Genomic DNA, 24,585 nt, shown 5'->3' on the forward strand with positions numbered 1-24,585 from the left:
CTACAGCCCGCGCCGCTGTCGGGCGGTCACGCGCAGCCCGCTGGAGCGGAGCCGCACGATCATCTCCCGAAAGCTCACCGGCACGGCCCCCGAGGCCACCAGATCCGCGTAGCGGGCTTCGGGCACGTCGTAGTGATCCAGATCGAAACCGCGCCGCGGAACATCGGTCCGAGCGGCGAAAGCGTGCAATTCCTCGAGATTCGAGTCGCTAACGAGGTGTGCCCACACCGTTCCGTGCGCAGGCCAGCTAGGCTGGTCGATAAGTATTGCCATGATCGAAGTCTACGAGCCGCCCCGTGTTTCAGACGTGGTTGAGACACGCCGTGCCGTTGGTTTGACCACGGGTAGCGGATCAGGTAAAGTCAACCCTTGGTGTGCGTTAGATAACTAAACGCCAATACCAAGGTTTTCTGAGTGCGCTGGGCCAGCCGGTTCGTGTACTGCAGTGAATACAGCAGTCAAGTTAGAGCAGTGAGATTCCGCAAATCGGAGCCTCAGGCTCCCCAGAGATTGGTACGTAAAGTGGTTTACGCAGTTGTGCGCGCCGGAGGGCGGCAGGAGAAGGTAGAGGTCGGTACCATCGTGACGATGGACCGAATCAAGGCTGACAAGGACGGCAACGTCGAGCTGGCCGCCGTGCTTCTCGTCGACGGCGACAAGATCACCTCTGACTCTACGTCGCTGGCCAAGATCAAGGTCACCGCCGAGGTTTTGAACAACCTTCGCGGTCCGAAGATCGTCATCCAGAAGTTCAAGAACAAGACCGGGTACAAGAAGCGTCAGGGGCACCGTCAGGAGCTCACTCGCGTTCAGATTACCGGCATCGCCTAGGCCTGAGGAGATAGACAGATGGCACACAAAAAAGGTGCGAGTTCCACTCGCAACGGTCGTGACTCGAATGCCCAGCGCCTCGGCGTAAAGCGCTTCGGTGGTCAGGTTGTCGGAGCGGGCGAGATCATCGTTCGTCAGCGCGGCACGCACTTCCACCCCGGCGTCAACGTCGGCCGTGGCGGCGACGACACGCTCTTCGCCCTCGAAGCCGGCTCCGTGCAGTTCGGCGCCAAGGGTGGCCGCAAGGTCATCAACATCGTGGTTGCAGCCGAGTAGGTTTCCAAAGCACAGCATTTTTCGTACACAACGTCAGGGCGGGCTTCGGTCCGCCCTGACGTGTTTGTTCAGCACTTTCTATAGCACATCGTTCCACGCACAGGTTTCATAGCACTTTCGTTTTGAAGCATTTCTTGCGCCACCTGAAAGGGGCACTCCATGGCCACATTCGTTGACCACGTGACGCTGCATTTACGAGCGGGCAACGGAGGAAACGGATGCGTTTCGGTCAAGCGCGAGAAGTTCAAACCCCTCGCCGGTCCCGACGGTGGTAACGGCGGTGGCGGCGGAGACCTCGTGCTCGTGGCCGATCCCAGCACGACCACCCTGCTCGGCTTCCACCGTTCGCCGCACCGCAGCTCCGACAACGGCGGTCCAGGCATGGGCGACCACCGCAACGGACACAATGGCGAGATGCGCGAGCTCATGGTTCCCATCGGCACCGTGGTCAAGGACATTGAGGGCAACCAGCTCCTCGACATGAATGAACCCGGCCTGCGCCTCATCGTGGCGCCCGGTGGCCAGGGCGGGCTCGGCAACGCCGCCCTTGCTTCGACCAAGCGCAAGGCCCCGGGCTTTGCCCTGCTTGGCACGCTCGGCTGGGAAGGCGACGTATACCTCGAGCTCAAGACCGTAGCGGATGTCGCGCTCGTCGGGTATCCCTCCGCCGGCAAGTCCAGCTTGATCGCCGCCATGAGCGCCGCTCGGCCCAAGATCGCCGACTACCCCTTCACCACGCTGCACCCTAACCTCGGCGTCGTCGAGTCGGGCGAGTCGCGCTACACCATTGCTGACGTGCCCGGCCTGATCGAGGGCGCAAGCGAGGGTAAGGGGCTTGGCCTCGAATTCTTGCGTCACGTTGAGCGCTGCACCGCCCTGCTGCACGTGCTGGACTGTGCCACCCTCGAGCCCGGCCGCGACCCGATCAGCGACCTCGACGTCATTCTCGGTGAACTCGACGCCTACCCGGTGCCTGAGGGTCAGAAGCCGCTGTTGCAGCGCTCCCAGCTCATCGCCCTGAACAAGATCGACGTGCCGGAAGGCCGCGAACTGGCCGCCTTCGTCAAGGCCGACCTCGAAGCCCGCGGCTACCGCGTGTTCGAGATCTCCAGCGTCACCCACGAGGGCCTCAAGCAGCTCAACTACGCCCTCGCTGAAGTCGTGGAACAGGGCCGCGCCGAGGCTGCCGCTGCCGAAGCGAAGAAGCCGCGCATCATCATCCGTCCCAAGGCCGTCGACGAGGGTGGCTTCGTCATCAAGGTTGAGGGTGGCACCTTCGGTAACATCTACCGCATCCTCGGCACCAAGCCGGAACGCTGGATTCAGCAGACCGACTTCACCAATGATGAGGCCGTCGGCTTCCTCGCCGACCGACTCGCCAAGCTCGGCATCGAGAACGAACTGTACAAGTCGGGGGCCATTGCCGGCTCGACCGTCATCATCGGCCCCGGCCACGGTGTCGTCTTCGACTGGGAGCCCACGCTCACCTCCACCGCCGAACTCATCACCGCTCCCCGCGGAACCGACGCCCGCCTGGACGAGCCGAAACGCCGCACCAGCAACGAACGCCGCGAAGAGTACTTCGGCCGGATGGACGCCAAGTCCTCCGCCCGTGCCGAACTCATTCGTGAGCGCGAAGCCGGTATGTGGCAGACCGGCGAGGAGGAACACAACGAGGACGTGCGCCTCGCCGACGTGGAATTGAACTTTGCCACGCCGGTCGGCTTCGCCGAGCCTGAAACTGAGCCCGAAACGGGCATCGAAACGGATGCCGACGCTGACGACACTGAGTCAGACCCAACGGAAGAAGTACAGAAGTGAGTGGCTTAGCCAGAGACAACGTAGCGGGCGCGAAACGCGTCGTAGTGAAAGTCGGGTCCTCGTCGATCAGCGGCGAGAACTCCGACCAGATCACCCCACTCGTTGACGCCCTCGCCGAAGCCTACGGTCGCGGCACCGAGGTCGTGCTGATCTCTTCGGGTGCCGTCGCCACCGGGATGCCGTTCCTCAACCTCGACGAACGACCCAGCGATGTCGCGACCCAGCAGGCGGCGGCCGCCGTCGGGCAGAACGTGCTCATCTTTCGTTACCAGGAAAGCCTCGACCGCTACGGCCTCGCGGCCGGCACCGTGCTGCTGACCGAGGGCGACGCCCTGAAGGAGCCGCACCGCAGCAACACCCGGCGCGCACTCGAACGACTGCTCGACCTGCGTATTCTGCCGGTCGTCAATGAGAACGACACCGTGGCCGTCTACGGCCTGCGGTTCGGCAGCAACGACCGACTCGCAGCGCTCGTGGCAACCCTCATCCACGCCGACCTGCTGATCATGCTCAGCGACGTCGACGCGCTGTACACCAAGCCGCCGCACCTGCCGGGCGCCGAGAAGCTCGACTTCATCGCCGCCGACGACCCGCTCGACGGATTCGAGTTCAGTTCGAGCGGAGCAACCGGAGTGGGCACGGGGGGAGCGAGCACCAAGGTCGTCGCCGCCCGCCTCGCCACCAAGGCCGGCACCGCCGTTTTGGTCACCTCGACCGAACTAGCCGCTGCAGCCCTGCGCGGCGAGCACGTGGGTACCTGGTTCGAGCCGATGGCCAGCGAAAAGCGTCGCGCGCTGCTCTAGTGAAGATTGGGAATGCGCACTGAAGTACTCTTCGGGCGTCACCACCTGGCTCGTGGCGGTGAAAAGCTTTCGCTGCATTCGATAAACTGCCAAAGCCACGCACGGCGTGGCCCTTATTCTCGCCGGAGGTTCAGTTGTCTGTGGGGTTGCACGTCGTGAGTGTTGACATTGTGGGGCACCCGAGTCGATGAGGGCGCACTCGCAGGGCGTCGTTCGATCCGCCGCTCGCATCGTCGTCAAGGTGGGTTCTTCGTCGATCAGTGGCGAAAACTCCGGGCAGATCGCGCCCCTCGTCGATGCCCTGGCCGAAGCCCACGCCCGGGGCACGGAGGTGGTCCTGGTGTCGTCCGGTGCCATTGCCATCGGCATGCCGTACCTCCAACTGCAGGAGCGGCCGACAGACCTGGCCACCCAGCAGGCGGCGGCATCCGTTGGTCAGAATCTGTTGATCTTTCGGTACCAGGACAGCCTCGACCGCTACGACATTGTGGCCGGTCAGGTGTTGCTGACGGCGAGTGACCTCGACAACGCCACCCACCGCGGCAACGCGCAGCGGGCCATGGAACGCCTGATGGCACTGCGCATTCTTCCGATCGTCAACGAAAATGACACCGTCGCCACCCACGAGATTCGATTCGGTGACAACGATCGACTGGCCGCCCTCGTGGCCACCCTGATCGGTGCCGACCTGCTCGTGCTCCTCAGCGACGTGGATGCCCTCTACACCTGCCCACCCGACCTGCCGGGGGCGGAGCGCATCAGCCACGTGGCATCTGGTGACCCGTTGCTCGGGATGGAATTCGGTGCAACGGCCGTCAACGGGGTCGGCACCGGGGGAGCGAGCACGAAGGTGACGGCGGCGCGCATTGCCGCCCAGGCCGGAACCGCCGTGCTGGTCACTGCGACCGGGCTGGTGGCCGAGGCACTGCGCGGAGAACCGGTGGGAACCTGGTTCGAACCGTCCCCGGCACCGTCAGCACTGCGCATTTCCTGAGAGTCGAGAATAGTCTCCCGGGCGCGCCTTGCGTAAACTGGGGGCATGTTGCAGTCTCTGAACGATGTAGCCCAGCTCACGCCCACGCTCGAGGCCGCTCGCACCGCCTCCCTGTTGCTCGCTTCAGCGCCGACGGAGATAAAGAATCAAGCCCTCAAACGCATTGCCCAGTCGTTGCGCGACCACGTAGCGCAGATCGTCACGGCCAACCAGGTCGACCTCGCGACCGGCACCACCAACGGACTCAGCACTGGCCTGCTCGACCGCTTGAAGCTCGACGCACCCCGCATCGCAGCCCTCGCCGACTCGGTCGACCAGATCGCGCTGCTCACCGACCCGGTCGGCCAGGTCGTGCGCGGCAGCAGCCTGCCCAACGGCATCAAAATCAGCCAGGTGCGCGTTCCGTTCGGCGTCATCGGCGTCATCTACGAAGCTCGCCCCAACGTCACCGTCGATCTGGCGGCCCTCGCCCTGAAGAGCGGAAACGCCGTCGTTCTCCGCGGCGGCTCAGCGGCCGAGAACAGCAACCGGGTACTCATTGACCTGGTGCAGTCGGCCATCACCGACGCCGGACTCAACCCCGATTCGGTGCAAACCATCGATCCCTTCGGCCGGGCCGGCGCTACCGAGCTCATGAAAGCTCGCGGCTACGTCGACGTGCTCATTCCCCGCGGCAGCGCCAACCTCATTCAGACCGTGGTCAGAGAGTCCCAGGTGCCGGTCATCGAGACCGGTGACGGCGTCGTGCACGTCTTCCTCGATGAGACGGCCACGAAGCAGTGGGCGATCGATATCGTGCACAACTCCAAGACGCACCGTCCGAGCGTCTGCAATGCCCTGGAAACCCTGCTCGTGCACCGTAGTGCCGCTGAACGGCTGCTCCCGGAGGTGCTGGACAAGCTCGTCGCATCCGGTGTCACCATTCACGCGGATGCTCGCACCCGCGCGCTCTATCCGGCCGCTGTCCCGGCGACCGATGACGACTGGGGCACCGAATACATGAGCCTCGACATCTCGGTGGCGATTGTCGACTCCCTCGACGAGGCCTTGGCCCACATTCGCCGTTATTCCACCGGGCACACCGAGTCGATCATCACCAACGACCTGCAGAACGCTGAACGCTTTTTGAACGAGGTCGATTCGGCCTCGGTCATGGTCAACACGTCCACTCGGTTCACCGACGGCGGTGAATTCGGCTTCGGCGCCGAGGTGGGCATCTCCACCCAGAAGCTGCACGCCCGTGGGCCGATGGGTTTGCCCGAGCTGACCAGCACCAAATGGATCGTGCGCGGCACCGGCCAGGTACGCGCGTAGCTTCGCACCAGGGTGCCGGTCAAGCGCGCCGGTCAAGCTAGAATGAGGCGACGGCGTGAGTCGTCAGGCGCGCGACTCGTCGCGGCCGACTGGGGCCGCGCTCGACTGCGCGGCGCGTGAATGGAGAACCGATGTCTTTTGTGAGTGCCGTGCTGACCGAGGTCGAGCACATCGCCCTGCCGTTGCCGCTCATCGTCTACCCGATGGTGGCCGCCGTGTTGTTCCTGGCTCTGGGCGTCGTGCTGTGGAGCTTTCGTGATGTATCCAACCGCCACAGTGGCAAGGCCGACGCCTACGCTGCCGCGCACGGCGGACACGGTGGTACCACCAGCACCGGTGGCCACTAGAAGCCTGATTCTCTCGTGACAGTTCGTCGCCCGCGCATCGGCGTGATGGGCGGAACGTTCGACCCCATTCACCATGGGCACCTCGTCGCTGCGAGTGAGGTGGCACAGAGTTTCGACCTCGATGAGGTGATCTTCGTGCCGACCGGGCAGCCGTGGCAAAAAAGCGGCGTCACCCGTGGCGAACATCGCTACCTGATGACCGTGATTGCGACCGCGTCTAATCCGCGGTTCACGGTGAGTCGGGTGGATATCGACCGGGTCGGCCCGACTTACACCATTGACACCCTGCGTGATCTGCATGAAGAACGCCCGGATGCCGAATTGTTCTTCATTACCGGAGCGGATGCGATTACCCAAATTCTCGGTTGGAAAGACGTGCGCGAACTGTGGCAGCTGGCACATTTCGTGGCTGTGAGTCGACCGGGCCATGAGCTGAGCGTTTCGGGATTGCCGAACCAAGACGTAAGCTTATTGGAAGTTCCGGCACTGGCTATTTCGTCCACTGACTGCCGGGCACGGGTCAATCGGGGATTCCCGGTCTGGTATCTGGTCCCCGACGGGGTCGTCCAGTACATCTCAAAGCATCATCTGTATCGGAGCGTGGCATGACGTCGGGAGACCCTCAGCCGCTCAGCCGACGTCAGGCGCGCGAACGTGCCCGCGAACAGGGCGACGAAGCCGCCGCGGACTATGACTCAATCCCGACCCTCGACGTTCCGGTGCTGGCCCCGGCTGCGCTGCGCCCGGCCTCCTTCGCCGCATCAGCATACTCGTCTTCATCACGGCGAACGAGCCGGCACCACACGGCTCCCGAACCGGAAGAGCCGCAAGACATCGCCGTCCCAGCGCCGGCCCCGGCTGCAGCCGAGCCCACCCCGTCGGCTCCGGTTTCGGCACCGCACACCCTGAGTCGCCGGGAATTGCGCGCCCTGCACGCGCGTGAAGACGAGGAACAAGGCCTCACGACCGAAGGCCTCGCGAACCTCGCCGGTCAGCCCGTCGAGGCTGTTCCTGCTGGCGCTGTACCGGTAGATGCTGAGCTGGTTGAGGCCGAGCTGATCGAGCCCGAGCCGACCACGCCGGTTGAAGTTGACCCGGTCGAACCGGAGCAGATGTACGCCGAACCACTCGCGGCTGAACCGATCGTCGCAGAGCCGAGTGTGGCAGAGCCGGCCGTTACGGCGCCGATCGAGGCGCCCGACCAGACCATCAGCGACAAGACCGGTTGGATACCGCCGATCGGACACTGGTCGGTCGACGAGGATACTTCGCGCGTCGAAGTATCGCAGCCAGACCAATCCCTCGACGAACTGATCAACCGCGGTATCGGGGCTGGTGGCATTCCCACCACCACGAACGCGCTCATCCTGCCGTCGATTCCCCACCAGCCGAGCAGTTCGAGTCCCATCTCCAATACGGGCGAGATCATGATCACCGGGTCATTCGACCTGCCGCGCAGCCTTGGCTCGACCGGCGCCCACCCGAATCTGTTCGATTCGTCGGAGATGGACCACATGATGGACCAGCTCGACGCCGATCAGCTCGGCGGCGACTCGGCCCCAGTCAGTGCGAGTCGCGCTGTGAGCACGCACGCGTCTACCCGTGGCATGTTGACCCCACCCAAGAAACAGCGTGCCTCGCTTCCCACTGTTCTGGTCATCACGACGGCCGCATTGGCCGTGAGCGTTCTGGCGCTGTTCGTGACCTACCTGCTGGGTATTTTCTAGTGCCCAGCGCCATGCATCCGTTTCCCTCCTCCGTCCCGGGCCTCTCCGGCTCGCTCGTTCCCCCTATCATCGCCGCATCTGCATTCACGCCTCGCGGCACAATCTCAAGGATTCATTCATGACCACCTCAGCCCACGCCCTCGAGCTGCTCGCCATCGCCGTCGCCGCCGCCGACTCCAAGGGAGGCGAAGACCTCGTTGCCCTCGACGTCTCCAACCCGCTTCCCCTGGCCGATATCTTCTTCATCGTCACGGGGCGCTCGGAGCGAAACGTTGTAGCCATTGCGGGCGAGATTGAAGACAAGCTGATCGAGGCCGGCCACAAGCCGCTGCGTCGTGAGGGACGTGCCGCCGGCCGCTGGGTGCTCGTTGACTTCGGTGACCTGGTTGTACACGTCTTCCACGAGGAAGAGCGCCAGTACTACTCCCTGGAGCGCCTGTGGAAGGATTGCCCGGTGATTCCGACCGGGATTCCCGCCAAAGTGACGGCCGAAGAGGCTACCGACGAGGTCGCGGAGTAGCTTCGGTTTCGCAGATCCCAATCTGTGTTGTAAGCTAACAAAGTTGTTTCGGAGCAATTCGAAACGACAATCTGGGTCCGTGGCGCAGCTGGTAGCGCACCTGCATGGCATGCAGGGGGTCAGGGGTTCGAATCCCCTCGGATCCACCAAATATGAAATAGCCCCGACATTGTCGGGGCTATTTTTTTTGTGATCCGTGGTGCACAAGTTGTGAATGCAAAAGAAATACCGCGTGGCGGGTATCGGAAAAAGATTTGGGCAGCCATAATTCGTTAGTGGTTATCGCCACACGCGAATGTATCCATCCCGAATGTATTCGACACCCCATTGGAGAATCTCAAAATGAAGAAGACCACGGTTCAGCTGCTGGACGACCTTGACGGCACCGTTATTGAAAATGGCTCCGGAGCAACCGTGTCCTATGCCTTCGAGGGTGAATCGTACGAGATCGATCTGTCCACCGAGAATCTCGCTGAATTTCGCGTCGCGATCAAGCCCTACACAAATGTTTCCCGACGGGTCGGCTATGTGCCCGCCAAACCACGCGGCGCCAGTTCGGCCGGTTCAGACCGCGCCGAGCTCCAGGCCATTCGCGCCTGGGCCGCCGCGAACGGAGTTCAGGTATCCGACCGTGGGCGCATTGCCGGCACCGTGCGCGAAGCGTACGCGAACGCTCAGGCCAAGTAGATCCCCGCCGCGCCAGCGCTTTCGAGCACAGCGCCACCGGCCATGAACAGCCTGGACCAACGGTGTCCCTGCCTGAGCGGGGACACGTATTCAGCATGCTGTGCACGTTTTCATAGCGGAGCAGCCCGACCGCCAACGGCCGAGTGGCTTATGCGGTCGCGGTATAGCGCCTTTGCACGCGGCGACGAACGCTATCTGCTGAATTCGTGGCATCCGGTCACCAGGCCGGAGCGAGTCGAATTAAATGCGGAGATATCGTGGCGTCGACTCGATATCGTTCGCACCGAACGCGGCGGTCTACTCGATAAGGAAGGCGTTGTGGAATTCATCGCGCATTATCGTGAAAACGGTATCGCGGCACAGCAGCGTGAAGTCAGCCGCTTTCTCAAAACCGACCACCAGTGGTATTACCTCGATGCCGCGCCGGATAGTTTGATAGGCGGATAGGGCGACGTAATTTGCGCAGGCGACCTCCCAGAATGTGGGCTTAGGTTGGGTGATATGCCGCTGCACCTGTCCCGCGATATGGCCAGCGGAAGCGATCCGCGGCATCCGGTGCGTCGTCTTCTTCGGGGTGCTCGTTCCTGGGTCGACGGGCATCCCTACCTACTGTTGACCTATCGCCTTGGTATCGGTCTGCTCGGCACCATCATCATTGTGGTCGGTGCCGTTCTCATTCCTTTGCCGGGGCCGGGCTGGCTCATCGTCTTTCTGGGCCTCGCCGTTCTCGGAACGGAGTTCGCCTCGGCCCGCCGGGTCGGCGCGTTCCTGAAGCGCCTTATGACGCGGGTGTGGGCCTGGTGGCGTGCGCGCCGCGAGCACCGGGTGTCGCGTTCCGCCTGAGGCTCACGTTGAAGTGTGGCCCCACTACGGCACGCAGGTGGCACCGCTCGTGCGCGAACAGCTCGGTTGAGGTGCACCTGATTAGCTAACGGTGCCCCGGAATCAACCTCACGTTGCTCTTGGCTAGCTTGACGGCCTCTCCGGCGCCCCCGTTCATCACGACCTTCGACACCGCCAGGGCAAACCCGCGCACCATGTCGCCGGTGATGGTCGGAGGAAGCGAGAGCGCCAACGGGTCGGTGATCAGGTCGACGAGCGCCGGTCCGTCGTACGCGAGCGCGGCTTCGAGGGCTCCCCGAATATCGGTGGGCTTCTCGACCCGTTGGCCGAAGATCCCGAGAGCGTTGGCCACCGCAGCGTAGTCGACCGGGGGAACATCGACGCCGAAGTCGGGGAAGCCGTCGACGAGCATCTCGACCTTGACCATGCCGAGGGTCGAATTGTTGAACACGATGATCTTGACCGGCAGTTTGTATGCGGCAACCGTGACCAGTTCGCCCATCAGCATGGCCAGTCCTCCATCGCCGGACATGGAGATGACCTGGCGCCCCGGATGGCTGAGCTGGGCGCCGACGGCCTGGGGAAGGGCGTTAGCCATGGACCCGTGCAGGAAGGATCCGATGATGCGGCGGCGGCCGTTCGGGTTGATGTAGCGAGCCTGCCACACGTTGCACATGCCGGTGTCGGCGGTGAAAATGGCGTCGTCTGCTGCGAGGTCATCGAGCAGGGACGCCGCGAACTCCGGGTGGATTGGCACCTTCTTGTCGACGTTCTTCGCGTAAGCACCGACCACGCTGTTCAGCAGTCGGTCGTGGCGCTTGAGGGTCTTCTCGAGGAACCGTCGGTCGCTGCGCGGCACGATCAGTGGTGTCACCGCGGCGATCGTGGATGCCACGTCTCCATGGACCGGGATGTGCACGTTGGCGCGACGACCAAGATGTTCGGCCTTGGCATCAATCTGGGCGATCCGCTCGGATTCGCCGTTGGGCAGGAACTGGTCGTACGGAAAATCGGTGCCGAGGAGAATCAGCAGGTCGGCGTCGTGGATACCCTCGTGTGCGGCGCCGTAGCCGAGCATGCCGGTCATGCCCACGTCGAACGGGTTGTCGTACTGGATCCACTCCTTGCCACGGAGGGTGTGCCCGACCGGGGCCGCGAGCAGATCGGCGAACGCAATGACCGCGTCGTGGGTGCCAGCCACGCCGGCACCGGCGAATATGGCCACGCTCCTGGCCTCGTTGATGGCATCGGCCAGGGCCTTCACGTCGGCGTCGGCCGGAACCAGCGCCGGGGTTCCCGGCCGGACCAACTCGGGCGCCTCTCCGACCGCATCGAGTTCGGCGATATCCCCCGGGAGACTGATCACAGCCACACCACCGAGGCTGATCGCGTGACGCAAAGCGCAATTAACCACTCGCGGAGCCTGGGCTGGGGAGGAGATCAGCTCCCGATAATTGGAGCAGCCAACGAAGAGGCGGTCAGGGTGGGTCTCCTGGAAGTACTCGCTGCCGATCTGGGAACTGGGGATGTGACTGGCGATTGCGAGTACCGGGGCGCCGCTTCGATGAGCGTCGTACAGGCCGTTGATCAAGTGCAGGTTGCCAGGCCCGCAACTTCCGGCGCAGACGGCGATCTCACCGGTGAGCTGGGCATCCGCTCCGGCAGCGAATGCGGCTGCCTCCTCGTTGCGCACGTGCACCCAGTCGATGCCGCCCTTGGCCGAACCATTGGTTCGGCGCACCGCATCCACGAGAGGATTCAGGCTGTCACCGACGATCCCGTAAATGCGGCGGACTCCCGCCTGTTGAAGTTGGCCGATGAGCTGGTCTGCGACTGAGGATGCCATGCCACCATTCAACGCCCAGGCGCGGAGGAAAGACAGTGCTGGTTGGCCGTTGACCTTCTCCCGACCAAGGGAACTCTCTTTCCGATGCCAGCCGGCTCCCGCTCTGGCCGGGTGAACGGATATGTCGGCGGATGCCTGTAGCGTATTCTCCAAGCGCGATTCGGTCATCCGTCGGCGCTGTCTCGTCGCCTCTGTCGCACCTGACCGTGTCCCATCTTCATCCCGAGGAGTCTCATGGAAACCTGGCCCGGAACCGCCTACCCGCTCGGCGCAACGTTCGATGGGAGCGGTACCAACTTCGCCCTGTTCAGCGAAGCCGCCCAACGCGTCGAGCTGTGTCTCCTCGACGAAGACGGCGGTGAAACGCGGGTCGACGTGCGGGAGTCATCCGCTTTCATCTGGCACTGCTACTTGCCGCTCGTGCAGCCCGGGCAGCGCTATGGGTATCGGGTGTACGGCGACTACAATCCGGCGGCCGGTAACCGGGCCAACCCGAATAAGCTGCTGCTCGACCCATACGCCAAGGCCACCACCGGGTCCATCGACTGGGACCCGTCGCTGTTCTCCTACGATTTCGACGACCCGGACTCCCCGAACAATGAGGACTCGGCTTCGCACATGATGCTTGGCGTTGTCGTGAACCCGTTCTTCGACTGGACCGGTGACCGATCCCTCCGTACGCCCTACAGCGAGTCTTTTATCTACGAGGCGCACGTGAAGGGCCTCACCAAGCTGCAGGAGTCCGTGCCCGAAACCCAACGGGGCACCTACGCTGGCCTGGCGCATCCGTCGGTGATCGACCACCTGCAAAAGCTCGGCGTGACCGCCATCGAGTTGATGCCGGTGCACCAGTTCGTCAACGACGGCACTCTCGTGGAGCAGGGCCTGAATAACTATTGGGGCTACAACACGATCGGCTTTTTCGCGCCGCACAATGCCTATTCCTCCACCGGTGATCTCGGCCAGCAAGTGCAGGAGTTCAAGGGCATGGTGCGCAGCCTGCACGCCGCCGGTATCGAGGTCATTCTCGACGTGGTTTACAACCACACCGCTGAGGGCAATCACCTGGGGCCGACCCTGTCATTCAAGGGCATCGACAATGAGGCCTACTACCGTCTGATGGACGACGACAAACGGTACTACATGGACTACACCGGCACCGGCAACACCCTCAATGTTCGGCACCCGCACGTGCTGCAGCTCATCATGGACTCGCTGCGTTACTGGGTGCTCGAGATGCACGTTGACGGCTTTCGGTTCGACCTGGCCTCCGCGCTGGCCCGTGACCTGTATGAGGTGGACAAGCTCTCTACTTTTTTCGAACTCGTGCAGCAGGACCCGATCGTGTCCCAGGTCAAGCTCATTGCCGAGCCGTGGGACGTCGGTCCCGGCGGCTACCAGGTGGGCAACTTTCCCTCCCAGTGGTCGGAATGGAACGGCAAGTACCGCGACACTGTGCGTGATTTTTGGCGCGGTGAGCCATCGACGCTCGGCGAGTTCGCCTCCCGAGTGGCCGGCTCGGCCGACCTGTACGAGCATTCCGGTCGCCGCCCGATGGCGTCGATCAACTTCGTCACCGCGCACGATGGTTTCACCATCGCCGACCTGGTCTCGTACAACGAGAAACACAATGATGCCAACGGCGAAGACAACAACGACGGTGAGTCGCACAACCGGTCGTGGAACTCCGGCGTCGAAGGACCCACAGATGACCCCGAGATTCGCGGGTTACGCGCCCGCCAGGCGCGCAACTTCATCGCGACCCTACTGCTGTCGCAGGGGGTACCGATGCTGCTGCACGGCGATGAGCTGGGCCGAACCCAGCTCGGCAACAACAACACCTATGCGCAGGACAACGAGCTGACCTGGGTGCACTGGGACGAAGCCGATGTGCCACTGATTGAATTCACCGCGGCCGTCTCGCGCCTCCGCCGCGAGCACCCGACGTTTCGGCGCAGTCGCTTCTTCGACGGTCGCCCCGGCAATCGCGTCGCGGGCGAATCGCTGCCCGATATCGTGTGGCTGGGCACCGATGGCGAACCGATGGCGTCGGAAGACTGGGACGAAAGCCTCGCTCGCACGGTGGCTAAATTTCTCAACGGCAATGGAATCCGCGAGCGAGACGTGCGCGGTCAGGACGTCACCGACGACAACTTTCTGCTGTTGTTCAACGCCGACGCCGAGGACGTGGAATTCAGGCTGCCGCCCGACGAATATGCCCCGGCCTGGGAAATTGTGGTCGACACCGCCGGTGAGGGTGCCGATTCCATCGCCCGTCCGGCCGGAGCCATCCAGACCGTGGCTGGTCGTTCCCTCGTAGTGTTGCGGGCCTATCACGAACCCGAAGTTGCACCGGATCACTCCGTCGCGGCGTCACTGGCCGGTGCCACCGGCCTGATCACGCTGCCAGGCTCGAGCTGAGGGCCGAGTCGGTGACTTTCAACGCAGATCTTTCCTTGACGGAGCCCGTTGCCGTGCCCTTGTCGACCTACCGCCTGCAGATCACGGCGGATTTCGACCTTGACGCGGCCGCACAGATCGTCGATTACCTTCGCGATCTCGGCGCCGACTGGCTCTACCTGTCGCCGCTGTTGAAGGCGGAGGACGGATCGGATCACGGCTACGACGTCGTCGACCACTCGCTCGTCGATCCCGCACGCGGCGGGGCGGATGCCCTGGGTCGCCTGGCCGCTGCGGCGCATCGGGCGGGACAGGGCGTGCTGGTGGATATCGTGCCCAATCATGTGGGCGTGGCGACGCCACGGCAGAATTCCTGGTGGTGGGACCTGCTGCAGAACGGCGAACAATCACGGTACGCCGAGGCCTTCGACGTGGACTGGGAATTCGGCCACGGCAAGATTCGAATTCCCGTGCTGGGCGATGACGCGCCCGGTGTGGGCCGCGGCGAGCTCGACCGACTCGAGTTGGTCGACGGCGAGTTGGCCTACTTCGACAATCGCTATCCGCTGGCTGCTGGCACCGCCGACGACGGTGCCAGCCCGGCCGAGGTGCACGACCGCCAACACTACGAATTGGTGAACTGGCGTCGCGCCGACGCGGAGCTGAACTATCGGCGCTTCTTCGCCGTGAACAGTTTGGCTGGCATTCGGGTCGAGGTGCCGTGGGTGTTCGAAGAGTCGCACCGCGAGATCGCGCGCTGGGTGCAGGACGGCCTGGTGCAGGGCCTGCGGGTCGACCACCCCGACGGCCTGGCCGACCCGGCCGGCTACCTCCAGACCCTGCGCCGCGCCACCGACGGGGCGTACGTGCTGGTCGAGAAGATTCTCGAAGGGCCGGAACAATTGCCCTCGAGTTGGGCGACCGCGGGGACCACCGGGTACGACGCCCTCGCCGACGTTGACCGCGTGCTGGTCGATCCGGCCGGACAGCCTGCCCTCGACGCCCTGGAATCACGGCTGCAGGGCGACACCGTTGCCTGGCACGACCTGGTCTATCGCAACAAACGTGCGGTGGCCGACGGCATCCTGCGCTCGGAAGTGCTGCGCATCGCCCGTCTGGTGCCGAGCGACGAGGACACCGACACCACCGCCGACGCCGTCGCCGAACTGCTGGCCTGGTTTCCGGTCTACCGCTCGTATCTGCCCCTCGGTTCCGAGCACCTGCAGGCCGCGGCCGAGCGTGCGACCGTGCATCGCCCGGAACTTGGGGCGGAGATCGACCGATTGTTGCCGCTGCTCGGCGACCCCGGGCATCCGGCTGCTGTGCGTTTTCAACAGACCTCGGGCATGGTGATGGCCAAAGGCGTCGAAGATCGGGCCTACTACCGGTTTGGTCGGCTGACCTCGCTCAACGAGGTGGGCGCCGACCCCGACGAGTTTGCCGTGACCGTGGCCGAGTTCCACGACCGGCAGCGTACGCGCCAGGCCGGGTTTCCGCACTCGATGACGACCCTGTCAACCCACGACACCAAACGCGCCGAAGACGTGCGCGCCCGCATTTCGGTGCTCGCCGAGATTCCCGCCGAGTGGGAGCACACGCTGGAACAACTGCGCCAGGCGCATCCGCTCGGGGATGCACCGTTTGAGAACCTGGTCTGGCAGGCGATCGTTGGTGCCTGGCCGGCCAGCCGAGAGCGGCTCACCGCCTATGCGCTCAAGGCGGCGCGTGAGGCCGGAACCTCCACCACGTGGACAGAGCCGAACACCGAATTCGAAGCAAAACTGGGCGACCTCGTCGCCGCCGCCACCAGCCCGGGGCCGACCCACGATCTGATTGCCGGCGTGGTCGAACGGCTACAGCGGCCCGGCTGGAGCAACTCGCTCGCGCTCAAAGTGCTGCAGCTGACCATGCCGGGCGTTCCCGACGTGTACCAGGGCAGTGAACTGTGGGAGACCTCGCTCGTCGACCCCGATAATCGTCGACCGGTGGACTATTCCCGCCGCAGCGAGCTGCTGACCCGGATCGACAACGGATGGCTCCCCCCGATCGATGAGACGGGAGCCGCCAAGCTGCTGGTCACCGCGCGCGCCCTGCGGTTGCGCCGCGACCGGCCAGACCTCTTCAGCCGCTACGCCCCGGTTCCGGCCTTCGGGGCGGGGGCGAGCCACCTCGTGGCGTTTGATCGCGGGGGAGCGATCACCCTGGCCACCCGATTGCCGATCGGGCTGCAGGCGACCGGCGGCTGGGAAGACACGACAGTGGCTGTAGCCGGCCGTACCTACGTCAATGTGCTCACGCTTGAGCGATTCGACGGCCCCAGCTTGCGCGTTGCCGACGTGGTGGCCCGCTATCCGGTGGCACTCCTGGTGGTCGCCGACGACCGAGACCGCCCTTCCACTCGCATCGGACGACACGCATGAATGAGCAGAGATATGAGGTCTGGGCACCTGACGCGCAGACAGTGCAGTTGATGTTGGGCCCGCGACGGCTGGAGATGGCGGCGCGGGATGACGGCTGGTGGGAACTTCCGGCATCCGCTTTATCAGTCGTGCCCGGCGAGGTCGACTACGGGTTCGTCGTCGACGGGAGCGGGCCGTTTGCCGACCCGAGGTCACGTCGTCAGCCCACCGGTGTACACGGGCTGTCGCGCAGTTTCGACGCCGCGGCCCACGTCTGGCAGGACGCCGCCTGGACGGGGCGGCAGCTTGCCGGTGCCATCATCTACGAGCTGCACCTCGGAACGTTCACTCCAGAGGGCACCCTCGAAGCAGCCGCCGGTCGGCTCGATCACCTGCAATCGATCGGCGTCGACTTTATCGAGCTGTTGCCGGTGAACGCGTTCAACGGCACCCACAACTGGGGCTATGACGGTGTGCTCTGGTACGCCGTACACGAGGGCTATGGCGGTCCGGCCGCGTACCAGAACTTTGTCGATGCCTGCCACCAGCGCGGGATCGGGGTCATTCAGGATGTCGTCTACAACCACCTCGGGCCGAGCGGCAACTACCTGCCCCAGTTCGGGCCGTATCTGAGCGAGGCGGCCGGCAACACCTGGGGCTCCTCCCTCAACCTCGACGGGCCGCACTCCGACCCGGTGCGTCGCTATATTCTTGACAACGCTTTGATGTGGCTCGGCGACTACCATGTCGACGGATTACGCCTCGATGCGGTGCATGCCCTGCGCGACAGCAGCGCAACCCACCTGCTCGAGCAGCTCGCCGGTGAGGTCGCAGCGCTCAGCGCCGAAACCGGCCGGCCGCGCACGCTGATCGCCGAATCCGATCTCAACGACCCCCGCCTCGTGACGCCGCGCGAGGCCAACGGCTACGGCCTCGACGCCCAGTGGAGCGACGACTTTCACCACGCCGTGCACGTTGCCCTGACCGGAGAAATCACCGGCTACTACGCCGATTTCGAACCCCTCAACGCTCTCGCCAAGGTGCTCACCCACGGGTTTTTCCACGACGGTACCTACTCGAGCTTTCGGGAGCGCACCCACGGCCGCCGCATCGACCGGGAACGGATGCCCACCTGGCGGCTGGTCGTCGCCTCCCAGAACCACGACCAGATCGGCAACCGGGCGGTCGGCGACCGACTCAGCGCCCAATTGGATGTGGGCCAGCTGGCCATTGCCGCGGCGCTGACCCTGCTCGGCCCGTACACGCCGATGCTGTTCATGGGGGAGGAGTGGGGCGCGACGACGCCCTGGCAGTTCTTCACGTCGCACCCGGAACCAGAGCTCGGCACCGCCACGGCCACCGGACGTATCAGCGAGTTCGCCCGGATGGGCTGGGATCCGGCGATCGTTCCCGACCCGCAGGACCCGGCCACGTTCGAGCGTTCCAAACTTAATTGGCACGAATCGGGCGAGGCCAAGCATGCGAGACTGCTCGCTTTTTATCGTGACCTGGCGGCGCTTCGCCGTTCGCACCCCGACTTCACGGATCCTCGGTTCGACCAGGTTGCCGTGTCGTTCGACGCTGCCGAGAGCTGGTTGCGCCTGCACCGCGGTAGCAGCAAGATTTTGATCAACCTCGGTGAAGGGCCGGTGCGCGTACCGGCTGGCGGGGGCGAGGTCGTGCTGTCCTTCGCTACTGGTCCCGATGCCGTGCAGGGCCGCCTGCCGAACGCCCTGCAATTGGCCCCGCACTCCGTCGTCGTGCTGGCCTGAGCGGCACCGACGACGGAGCGGGTCTGGCAAGATGGGGCTGCTGACTTCGTTACAGCAGACTTGATGAGGACCACGCATGGGATCGTTTTTGGCACCGACGACGGCAGCGGCTCTCGAGCGGCTGCTGACGCTCCACACGGATGCCGTCGGCTCGCCGCTGGACCGGCTGCGCGCCATCCGCTCTCTGCAGGCCGCTCTCGATCACGACCCGGCCGCCCTGACCGCGGTTCGCGGGGCCCTCGCCGCCGACTCCTCCTGGGAACAGATCGCCGACGCGACCGGGCTGAAGCCTGCGGCGGCCAAATGGCGCTGGGGCGGAACCGACGGAGAAATTCGCGAGCGGCTTGAAGCTGGCCGCAAACGATCGGTGCGGCCGAGCAGCGTACCGACCGACCTCCCCGGTCTATCGGTCGCCGAGGCGGCGGCCGAACGCGGGGTCAGTGCCCAGGCCATCTACCTGCAGGTGCATCGCGGCACCCTGGTCAGCCGCACGGTGACCCTGCCCGACGGCCGCAGCTACAAGCGAGTTTTTCCCGCCGGCACGTCCGACCCCGATTCCAGCCCCGATCCAACCCCTGACCTCAACGGAGACGTCCCACAATGACCACCCCCACCACCCTCACTATTGAACGCCGCGCCGACCGGGTGCACGTCGAGCTCAACCGCCCCGGCGTGCGCAACGCCATCGACCAGACCATGATCGACGAGCTGCACGCGGTCTGCGCCGAACTCGAGCAGCAACCGCGCATCCTGATACTGAGTGGCGCGAATGGTGTCTTCGCCTCGGGCGCCGACATCGCCCAGCTGCGGGAGCGCCGCCGCGACGACGCACTCCTCGGCATCAACTCCGGGCTGTTCTCCCGCATCGCGAAGCTTCCGATGCCGGTGATCGCCGCAATCGACGGCTGGGCGCTCGGCGGCGGTGCCGAACTCGCCTACGCGGCCGACTTTCGGATCGCGTCGACGAGCGCCAGGCTCGGCAACCCCGAGACGGCGCTTGGCATCCTGCCGGCCGCCGGCGCGCTCTGGCGCTTGGCCGAGCTGGTTGGGGAGCCGGTGGCCAAGGAAATCATCCTGGCCGGGCGCATCCTCGGCGCAGCGGAGTGCCTCGCCGTGCACCTGGTCACCGAGGTGCACGACCCCGACGACCTGCTGGCAGCCGCGCACGCGCTGGCCGACCGGATTGCGGCGCAGGACCCGCTCGCGACCCGTCTGGCCAAGGAAGTGTTCCACGCTCCCCGCGCGGCACATCCGCTCGTCGATAACACGGCCCAGTCCATACTGTTCGAGTCGGAGGCCAAATTCACCCGAATGGATGCCTTCCTCGCCCGTCGCAAGCGCTAGCGCTTCAGTTTCGCCGTTCTTCGGCGGATCTGTATTCACGACGTGGTGTCAGCGCCATGGGGAGGTAGTCGTCGTGCGGGTGACCCGGTGTCGGGTCGTTCCCGTCTCGTTGGTCGAGCTGGTGGAGACCGCCATCCCGTGGCGGGTGGCTGTCTGCGGTGCCGGGTCTGGGGGTCGTCGGTAGAAGCTCGTCGAGCCGGAGGTGTTCAGTCATGAGCGGGTTCTTGCTGGGTAGGGCGATCATTGTTTGTTCGGGGTTGATTTCGATCGGGGGTTGCAGCCAATACTGGCCGTCGCACAGGTGGATCGTCCAGTGTCGGTTGTGTAGCAGCAGGTGATGGTGTGCACAGAGTGATATGGCGAAGTCGATGTTGGAAAGCCCCAGATCAGCCCAATTTTTGATGTGGTGTGCTTCTGTCCAGGATGGTGGTTGGTTGCAGCTGGGCCAGCGGCATCCGCCGTCGCGCGCGGCGAGTGCTCGGCGTTGCTGACGGTTGAAGAGTCGTTCGGCTCGTCCGACGTTGAGGGGTTGCCCGGACTGACTGAACAGGATTCCGAGGTATTCGGTGTCGCAGAGGTGCCGGTCGATTGTTTCTGTCGATATCGGAGCGGGGTTGCCCTCGAGGTAGCCGAACGTTGAGGTGGTGCTTCGGGTCCCCGAAGTGACGCTCTTCGTCGTGACGCTCTCCGTGGGGCCAGTGTGGGGTGCCGGGCCAGCCGCAGGTGCCGGGCCAGTCTCGGGGGTGGGGCTGGCTGTTGGTACTGGTGTTGGGTCGGGGATGGTGGTGGGGCGGTCGTGTTCGGTGATGATGATTTGCACGACTGGGCGGTGTCCGCCGAACATGGTGTTCGGGTCGGCGTCGGCGCCGAGCTTGAGCAGTTGGGTGAAGGAGTCAGCGGCGATTTGGTCGAGGGTGCGCGGGTCGTCTTTGACGTGTTGCGCCCAGGCGGCGCGTGTCGGGTCGACGAACCGCACGCCGGCGCGCCGCGGGCTGGTCAGGGCGTCGTAGGTTGCCATCCACGTTTCGCTCTGCTCGGGTGCCATCAGGGCGTGCAGGGTGACCATGCCGTCGGCCCGCCGCCAGAGCGACCAGGTCGTGTCATCGCGGGCCTGCTTCTCTCTGGCCTGGATGCCCGCCGTGTCGAGGTCGTCGCGCAACCGCCGAGCCCGCTTATACGCCTGCTCGGTATTCAGGCCCGGCACCTCCACCAGCAACACTCGCAGAGCGGCGGCGAGTTTCTCGGCGGTGATGGCCTGATCCAGTGTGCCCAGGCCCCGTAGCAGGGCGTCCCCGACGCCCGGTGAGAATGTGCCGGCGGTGACAGCGTGGAGGATTGGTGCCTGCCATGGCACCACCACCGATTCCACGGTCACCACGGGCAGTACCGGGCGGGGCGCGGCCACGGGCAGTGGCGGCAGATCGGGGTGCAGCGCCGCCCACGCCGCGGCGCGCTCCGCCTGGCGAACGGCGTCCAGCTTGGCGGCGCGTTCGGCTTCCGCGAGGGCGTCGGCGGTCGCCTGCGCGAGCCGCTCAGCCTCCCGAGCGGCTTCGACGGCCCGTCGTTTCGCGGTTTCGGTTTCGTTCATGAGGACGCCGACGGCCAGCAGTCGGCCGGCCTCCATGCGGCTGAGTCCGGTGGCGTCTTGCACCATCAGTGTCGGGTTGCCAAACCCGTGCCGCGCGGCCAGGCCGGACTGACCCAGCTCGGGCCGGGACCGGTGCGCGATCGTGCCGGCCAGGAAGGCCGCCGCCGTGTTGGTCAGTCGCAGCAGGTCGGCGATCGGGCCGCGAGCCGCGAGCACCTGGGCATCGGTCAGGGTGCTGAACTGAGCGCTGGAACCACCGAGCGCGGCGACGGCCGCCGCCGCCCGGGTGAGCTCCATCGCTAGGTTATTCATGATTCAACTCAACACCCGACCACCGACATTCCCGAGGAAAAATCACGCATAAATGCCCTAAATCGACCGAATCCGGTAAAGAAAACCCAAAAAAATTGTTTTGAACGCCATCAGATCCCGGGCGAGGGCCGTGGGAGGTGCCGCCGATGCGGGGCGCGGCGCTGGTCAGGGTGATTCTTGGCTGCGCCGAATCATATTCCTGAATTCGTCACGGGGAAAGCCTGTGCTTGGATGGAAGGAGTGCGAAAGCGGACTGGTCTGCCCGCACTCGATCGGGGGGATCTCATGACGATGGTGAACAGTTCGGCGCCAACCCGCACGCGGGATATCGCTGCAGCGCTGACTCTGTGGCTGCCTTTCGTGGCGGTCGTCGTCACCTGGCTGCTGTGGATCAATCGCCTGCCGGGCGCACTGCCACGGCAGTGGGGGCGCGACGGCGCGGTGAGCTCGACGATGCCCACCTGGGGAATGGCCGTGGTTGCCGTCGTAGTGAGCCTGGGAGCTGCCATTCTGGCCACCTACTGGCTCCGCGAGCGGGGTGCGCCTAATCGCCGCCAGGTCTATCTCGGGCTCGGTCTCGCCGCGGGGCTGTCGTCGTGCCTGTGGCTGACGACGGCCGGCATCACCGTTGCCGCCGGCGCCGCGGAACCGAAAATGGGCGCGTGGATACTGCTGACCTTCGCCGCCTGCGGGTATGGTCTGCTGCCGTTTCTGATCGCCCAGAAGTGGGTGGCCCCGGCGACCGTACCGGAACTCCCGGAGACGACCGCCGAGACAACGACCGCCGATCCCGCTGCCACCTGGACCGCGGTCGTGACGAGCCCGGTCATGGCTGCGATCGGCGGCCTCATTGTGCTGGGTGGGGCCATCGGAATCGTGGCTCAGCTGCGCGATGACGAGCTGGCGTCCGCGGCTGCGGCCAGCGTCATGGCGGCCGCGATCGTCGTTCTCATCCTCCTGGTCACGCTGCTCTTCGTGCAGGTGCGGGTGAGCGTGGACCAACGCGGGCTGCGCGTCGTGTCCCGGTTGCTGGGCATCCGCTTGAAGCAGGTGCCGCTCGACCAGGTGGAGTCGGCGTTCGCCGACACCGTGAGCCCGCTGCACTCCGGCGGCTGGGGATACCGACTGACCGGCGGACGCTCGGCCGTGGTCATGCGTAATGGGCCGGCCCTCGTGGTGAATCTGCGGCGCGGCAACCAGTTTGCCGTGACCGTGGATCACCCGCAGGCGGCGGCAGCCCTGTTGAACGCACTGAGTGCAGCGAACCCGATGGCGCACTAGCGCCCGGGCCCACCTTCTGGCCCGGGGCCCAGTTTCTAACCTGGGCCTGTGGACGGGGCCCGGGCCCCGTCCACAATGCCGGGGGTCGCGGAGGTCAGGCGGGCCACCTCGTAGCCGCCGGCGGAATAGATGGTCGTGAACCTGGCGTCGGGGTGCAGCGCCTCACCCACCAGCTGCGCCGACGTCCACTCGGTGGGCAGACCTCCGGCCGCAAGGTCGATCACGAGATAGTCCGGCAGCGGATTTTTGTTGCCGAGCCAGTAGACATCCGCTCGTTCCACGAGATAGTTCATCAGCCCAATGTCTGATTCGACCAGCGCGCCGTCGGGCACAACCCGCAGGGCGGCGGTTGCAGCGGCGGCGCGATGGGTCGAAAAATGGGCCGGGACGTCCGTCAGTTTGAACAGCGGCAGCGTCGTGGACAGAACCAGACCAGCCACAATCGAAACGGATGCCGCCCGCCGCGCGTATCCGCGCAACCAGCGCCGCACGCTACCGCGAGCGAGCACGATGCCGTCGAGCGCGGCGGCGAACAGAATGGGCATCAGTACGGCGCTGTACTGCCAGGTCGGGCCCCAATAACCCGCATTCTCCGACAGGAACCGCCAACCCAGAGTGGGCAGCAGCACGAGTGCCAGCGGCGACCGCACCACGATGAGTCCGCCCGCCACAATGAGCAGAAGCAGGGTCACGCCCTTCTGCGGCTGAACTAGTGCGGCCGGGTCCTGCAGAATACCGAGCAGGTCGATGCTGCTCGAATAGGCCCAGGCTCCGTTCGGGTTGAGCAGCGGCAGAATAACCAGACTGGCCAGGGCGAACCAGCCCACGCCCCAGACAGCCAGCCAAACGCCGAGCGGATGCCGGCTGCGCACGGCCAGCACGATGCCCAGTGCGGCCACGGTGAGTCCGAGGTCTTCCTTCACGAACACGAGCGGCATCGCCCAGAGCAGGCAGGCCATCCACTTGCGCCCCAGAAAAGCGGTCAGCGACAGCGCCAGCAGCAAAACGGCGAAGGCAATCTCGTGGAACTGCGCCTCGACCGCGCCCTGCAGCCCCCAGCTGAACGCGAATGCCAACCCGAACAACGTGCCGGTGAGTCGGCCGAGCAGCCGAATGGCGGCGTAAGCCAGGGCTGCGGCGGCGATCCCAAACATCGCATTCTGCACCACCAGCAGGGTGAAAGCGTGCGGAAAGATCGCGAAAACGGGTGCGAGCACCACCAGAAGCGGATGAAAGTGGTCACCGAGCAGGTTGAAACCGTCGCCCTTGATCGTCACGATGGGCGCCTCGAGCGCCGCGTACTGCCGGGCCAGCTGGGTGAAGATTCCGAGGTCCCAGGACGGAGCGGCGAAGCTTCGCCACTGCAGCGCCGAGAACACGGTGTACAGCACGGTCGTCACGATCCCGACACCGACCGGCAGCAGGAACGGCCGCAGCGCGCCTGACCGAACCAGTTCGGCGCGAAATCCACTCATCCAAC

Annotated in this window: 23 protein-coding genes and 1 tRNA gene; 20 read left to right on the forward strand and 4 right to left on the reverse strand. The window is 65.0% G+C overall.

The features are described 5' to 3' along the window. Complete coding sequence (locus CJ028_RS18155) at positions 1-273, reverse strand: DUF4031 domain-containing protein (protein WP_105036597.1); 273 nt, start codon at positions 271-273, stop codon at positions 1-3. Between the two features lie 249 nt (positions 274-522). Here CJ028_RS18155 and rplU point away from each other — a divergent pair, with 249 nt between their 5' ends. The 14 genes from rplU (at position 523) to CJ028_RS18225 (ending at position 10,163) form a co-directional block, all read left to right on the forward strand. Further along, positions 523-831: a 50S ribosomal protein L21 gene (rplU, locus tag CJ028_RS18160; RefSeq protein WP_105036598.1), complete on the forward strand. Its 309-nt coding sequence runs from the start codon at positions 523-525 to the stop codon at positions 829-831. An 18-nt stretch (positions 832-849) separates the two neighbouring features. Beyond that, positions 850-1,107 (forward strand): 50S ribosomal protein L27, encoded by a 258-nt coding sequence (gene rpmA, locus CJ028_RS18165; protein WP_035836705.1) that lies wholly within the window; start codon positions 850-852, stop codon positions 1,105-1,107. Positions 1,108-1,266: 159 nt separating this feature from the next. Further along, positions 1,267-2,928 carry a GTPase ObgE gene (gene obgE / locus CJ028_RS18170; protein WP_105036599.1) on the forward strand — a complete coding sequence of 554 codons (1,662 nt, stop codon included), beginning with the start codon at positions 1,267-1,269 and terminating at the stop codon, positions 2,926-2,928. Continuing rightward, positions 2,925-3,731: a glutamate 5-kinase gene (gene proB, locus CJ028_RS18175; protein ID WP_105036600.1), complete on the forward strand. Its 807-nt coding sequence runs from the start codon at positions 2,925-2,927 to the stop codon at positions 3,729-3,731. The genes obgE and proB (CJ028_RS18175) overlap by 4 nt, the downstream gene beginning before the upstream one ends. A gap of 187 nt (positions 3,732-3,918) precedes the next feature. Next, positions 3,919-4,725: a glutamate 5-kinase gene (proB, locus tag CJ028_RS18180; RefSeq protein ID WP_105036601.1), complete on the forward strand. Its 807-nt coding sequence runs from the start codon at positions 3,919-3,921 to the stop codon at positions 4,723-4,725. Between the two features lie 45 nt (positions 4,726-4,770). Further along, entirely contained in the window at positions 4,771-6,039 is a 1,269-nt protein-coding gene (locus CJ028_RS18185) for a glutamate-5-semialdehyde dehydrogenase (RefSeq protein ID WP_105036602.1), read from the forward strand. A gap of 131 nt (positions 6,040-6,170) precedes the next feature. After that, positions 6,171-6,386 (forward strand): hypothetical protein, encoded by a 216-nt coding sequence (locus CJ028_RS18190; RefSeq protein ID WP_105036603.1) that lies wholly within the window; start codon positions 6,171-6,173, stop codon positions 6,384-6,386. Between the two features lie 15 nt (positions 6,387-6,401). Continuing rightward, the gene (nadD, locus tag CJ028_RS18195; protein WP_105036604.1) at positions 6,402-6,995 is read left to right on the forward strand and encodes a nicotinate-nucleotide adenylyltransferase; all 594 of its coding nucleotides are present in this window, start codon (positions 6,402-6,404) and stop codon (positions 6,993-6,995) included. Further along, positions 6,992-8,113 carry a hypothetical protein gene (locus CJ028_RS18200; RefSeq protein ID WP_105036605.1) on the forward strand — a complete coding sequence of 374 codons (1,122 nt, stop codon included), beginning with the start codon at positions 6,992-6,994 and terminating at the stop codon, positions 8,111-8,113. Before nadD ends, CJ028_RS18200 begins: the two co-directional genes overlap by 4 nt. Before the next feature lie 118 nt (positions 8,114-8,231). After that, positions 8,232-8,633, forward strand: a complete 402-nt coding sequence (gene rsfS, locus CJ028_RS18205) for a ribosome silencing factor (protein WP_105036606.1) — start codon at positions 8,232-8,234, stop codon at positions 8,631-8,633. A gap of 73 nt (positions 8,634-8,706) precedes the next feature. After that, a tRNA-Ala gene (locus tag CJ028_RS18210) sits at positions 8,707-8,782 on the forward strand. 193 nt (positions 8,783-8,975) lie between these two features. Further along, on the forward strand, positions 8,976-9,320 hold the full coding sequence (locus CJ028_RS18215) for a histone-like nucleoid-structuring protein Lsr2 (protein ID WP_105036607.1): 345 nt from the start codon (positions 8,976-8,978) through the stop codon (positions 9,318-9,320). 42 nt (positions 9,321-9,362) lie between these two features. After that, complete coding sequence (locus CJ028_RS18220; RefSeq protein WP_105036608.1) at positions 9,363-9,767, forward strand: YchJ family protein; 405 nt, start codon at positions 9,363-9,365, stop codon at positions 9,765-9,767. Between the two features lie 54 nt (positions 9,768-9,821). Further along, positions 9,822-10,163 (forward strand): TIGR02611 family protein, encoded by a 342-nt coding sequence (locus CJ028_RS18225; RefSeq protein WP_105036609.1) that lies wholly within the window; start codon positions 9,822-9,824, stop codon positions 10,161-10,163. Positions 10,164-10,248: 85 nt separating this feature from the next. On the opposite strand, the gene CJ028_RS18230 is transcribed toward CJ028_RS18225, so the two are convergent. Then, complete coding sequence (locus CJ028_RS18230) at positions 10,249-12,009, reverse strand: pyruvate dehydrogenase (RefSeq protein ID WP_105036610.1); 1,761 nt, start codon at positions 12,007-12,009, stop codon at positions 10,249-10,251. Between the two features lie 234 nt (positions 12,010-12,243). Between CJ028_RS18230 and glgX the strand changes: the two genes are divergently transcribed. The 5 genes from glgX (at position 12,244) to CJ028_RS18255 (ending at position 19,924) form a co-directional block, all read left to right on the forward strand. Beyond that, entirely contained in the window at positions 12,244-14,430 is a 2,187-nt protein-coding gene (glgX, locus tag CJ028_RS18235; protein WP_105036611.1) for a glycogen debranching protein GlgX, read from the forward strand. A gap of 35 nt (positions 14,431-14,465) precedes the next feature. Next, a complete protein-coding gene (gene treY, locus CJ028_RS18240) occupies positions 14,466-16,829 on the forward strand; it encodes a malto-oligosyltrehalose synthase (RefSeq protein ID WP_105036937.1) in 2,364 nt (787 codons plus the stop codon). Next, positions 16,826-18,580, forward strand: a complete 1,755-nt coding sequence (gene treZ, locus CJ028_RS18245; protein ID WP_105036612.1) for a malto-oligosyltrehalose trehalohydrolase — start codon at positions 16,826-16,828, stop codon at positions 18,578-18,580. The genes treY and treZ overlap by 4 nt, the downstream gene beginning before the upstream one ends. Before the next feature lie 76 nt (positions 18,581-18,656). Further along, on the forward strand, positions 18,657-19,184 hold the full coding sequence (locus tag CJ028_RS18250) for a hypothetical protein (RefSeq protein ID WP_105036613.1): 528 nt from the start codon (positions 18,657-18,659) through the stop codon (positions 19,182-19,184). After that, positions 19,181-19,924, forward strand: a complete 744-nt coding sequence (locus CJ028_RS18255) for an enoyl-CoA hydratase/isomerase family protein (RefSeq protein WP_105036614.1) — start codon at positions 19,181-19,183, stop codon at positions 19,922-19,924. Before CJ028_RS18250 ends, CJ028_RS18255 begins: the two co-directional genes overlap by 4 nt. Before the next feature lie 4 nt (positions 19,925-19,928). On the opposite strand, the gene CJ028_RS18260 is transcribed toward CJ028_RS18255, so the two are convergent. Next, positions 19,929-21,824 (reverse strand): HNH endonuclease signature motif containing protein, encoded by a 1,896-nt coding sequence (locus CJ028_RS18260; protein WP_129590540.1) that lies wholly within the window; start codon positions 21,822-21,824, stop codon positions 19,929-19,931. A gap of 285 nt (positions 21,825-22,109) precedes the next feature. On the opposite strand from CJ028_RS18260, the gene CJ028_RS18265 reads away from it, so the two are divergent. After that, on the forward strand, positions 22,110-23,105 hold the full coding sequence (locus CJ028_RS18265) for a hypothetical protein (protein ID WP_105036616.1): 996 nt from the start codon (positions 22,110-22,112) through the stop codon (positions 23,103-23,105). Positions 23,106-23,140: 35 nt separating this feature from the next. On the opposite strand, the gene CJ028_RS18270 is transcribed toward CJ028_RS18265, so the two are convergent. Next, positions 23,141-24,580 (reverse strand): DUF2079 domain-containing protein, encoded by a 1,440-nt coding sequence (locus tag CJ028_RS18270; RefSeq protein WP_105036617.1) that lies wholly within the window; start codon positions 24,578-24,580, stop codon positions 23,141-23,143. Between the last annotated feature and the right edge of the window lie 5 nt (positions 24,581-24,585).

The sequence above is a fragment of the Cryobacterium aureum genome (genome assembly GCF_002954245.1).
Lineage (GTDB): Bacteria > Actinomycetota > Actinomycetes > Actinomycetales > Microbacteriaceae > Cryobacterium > Cryobacterium aureum.

Coding starts and splice junctions, on each gene's coding strand:
- CJ028_RS18155 (WP_105036597.1), bottom strand. CDS start 273: ATGGCAATACTTATCGACCAGCCTAGCTGGCCTGCGCACGGAACGGTG.
- rpmA (WP_035836705.1), top strand. CDS start 850: ATGGCACACAAAAAAGGTGCGAGTTCCACTCGCAACGGTCGTGACTCG.
- obgE (WP_105036599.1), top strand. CDS start 1,267: ATGGCCACATTCGTTGACCACGTGACGCTGCATTTACGAGCGGGCAAC.
- proB (WP_105036601.1), top strand. CDS start 3,919: ATGAGGGCGCACTCGCAGGGCGTCGTTCGATCCGCCGCTCGCATCGTC.
- CJ028_RS18185 (WP_105036602.1), top strand. CDS start 4,771: ATGTTGCAGTCTCTGAACGATGTAGCCCAGCTCACGCCCACGCTCGAG.
- CJ028_RS18190 (WP_105036603.1), top strand. CDS start 6,171: ATGTCTTTTGTGAGTGCCGTGCTGACCGAGGTCGAGCACATCGCCCTG.
- CJ028_RS18200 (WP_105036605.1), top strand. CDS start 6,992: ATGACGTCGGGAGACCCTCAGCCGCTCAGCCGACGTCAGGCGCGCGAA.
- rsfS (WP_105036606.1), top strand. CDS start 8,232: ATGACCACCTCAGCCCACGCCCTCGAGCTGCTCGCCATCGCCGTCGCC.
- CJ028_RS18215 (WP_105036607.1), top strand. CDS start 8,976: ATGAAGAAGACCACGGTTCAGCTGCTGGACGACCTTGACGGCACCGTT.
- CJ028_RS18220 (WP_105036608.1), top strand. CDS start 9,363: ATGAACAGCCTGGACCAACGGTGTCCCTGCCTGAGCGGGGACACGTAT.
- CJ028_RS18225 (WP_105036609.1), top strand. CDS start 9,822: ATGCCGCTGCACCTGTCCCGCGATATGGCCAGCGGAAGCGATCCGCGG.
- CJ028_RS18230 (WP_105036610.1), bottom strand. CDS start 12,009: ATGGCATCCTCAGTCGCAGACCAGCTCATCGGCCAACTTCAACAGGCG.
- glgX (WP_105036611.1), top strand. CDS start 12,244: ATGGAAACCTGGCCCGGAACCGCCTACCCGCTCGGCGCAACGTTCGAT.
- treZ (WP_105036612.1), top strand. CDS start 16,826: ATGAATGAGCAGAGATATGAGGTCTGGGCACCTGACGCGCAGACAGTG.
- CJ028_RS18250 (WP_105036613.1), top strand. CDS start 18,657: ATGGGATCGTTTTTGGCACCGACGACGGCAGCGGCTCTCGAGCGGCTG.
- CJ028_RS18255 (WP_105036614.1), top strand. CDS start 19,181: ATGACCACCCCCACCACCCTCACTATTGAACGCCGCGCCGACCGGGTG.
- CJ028_RS18260 (WP_129590540.1), bottom strand. CDS start 21,824: ATGAATAACCTAGCGATGGAGCTCACCCGGGCGGCGGCGGCCGTCGCC.
- CJ028_RS18265 (WP_105036616.1), top strand. CDS start 22,110: ATGACGATGGTGAACAGTTCGGCGCCAACCCGCACGCGGGATATCGCT.
- CJ028_RS18270 (WP_105036617.1), bottom strand. CDS start 24,580: ATGAGTGGATTTCGCGCCGAACTGGTTCGGTCAGGCGCGCTGCGGCCG.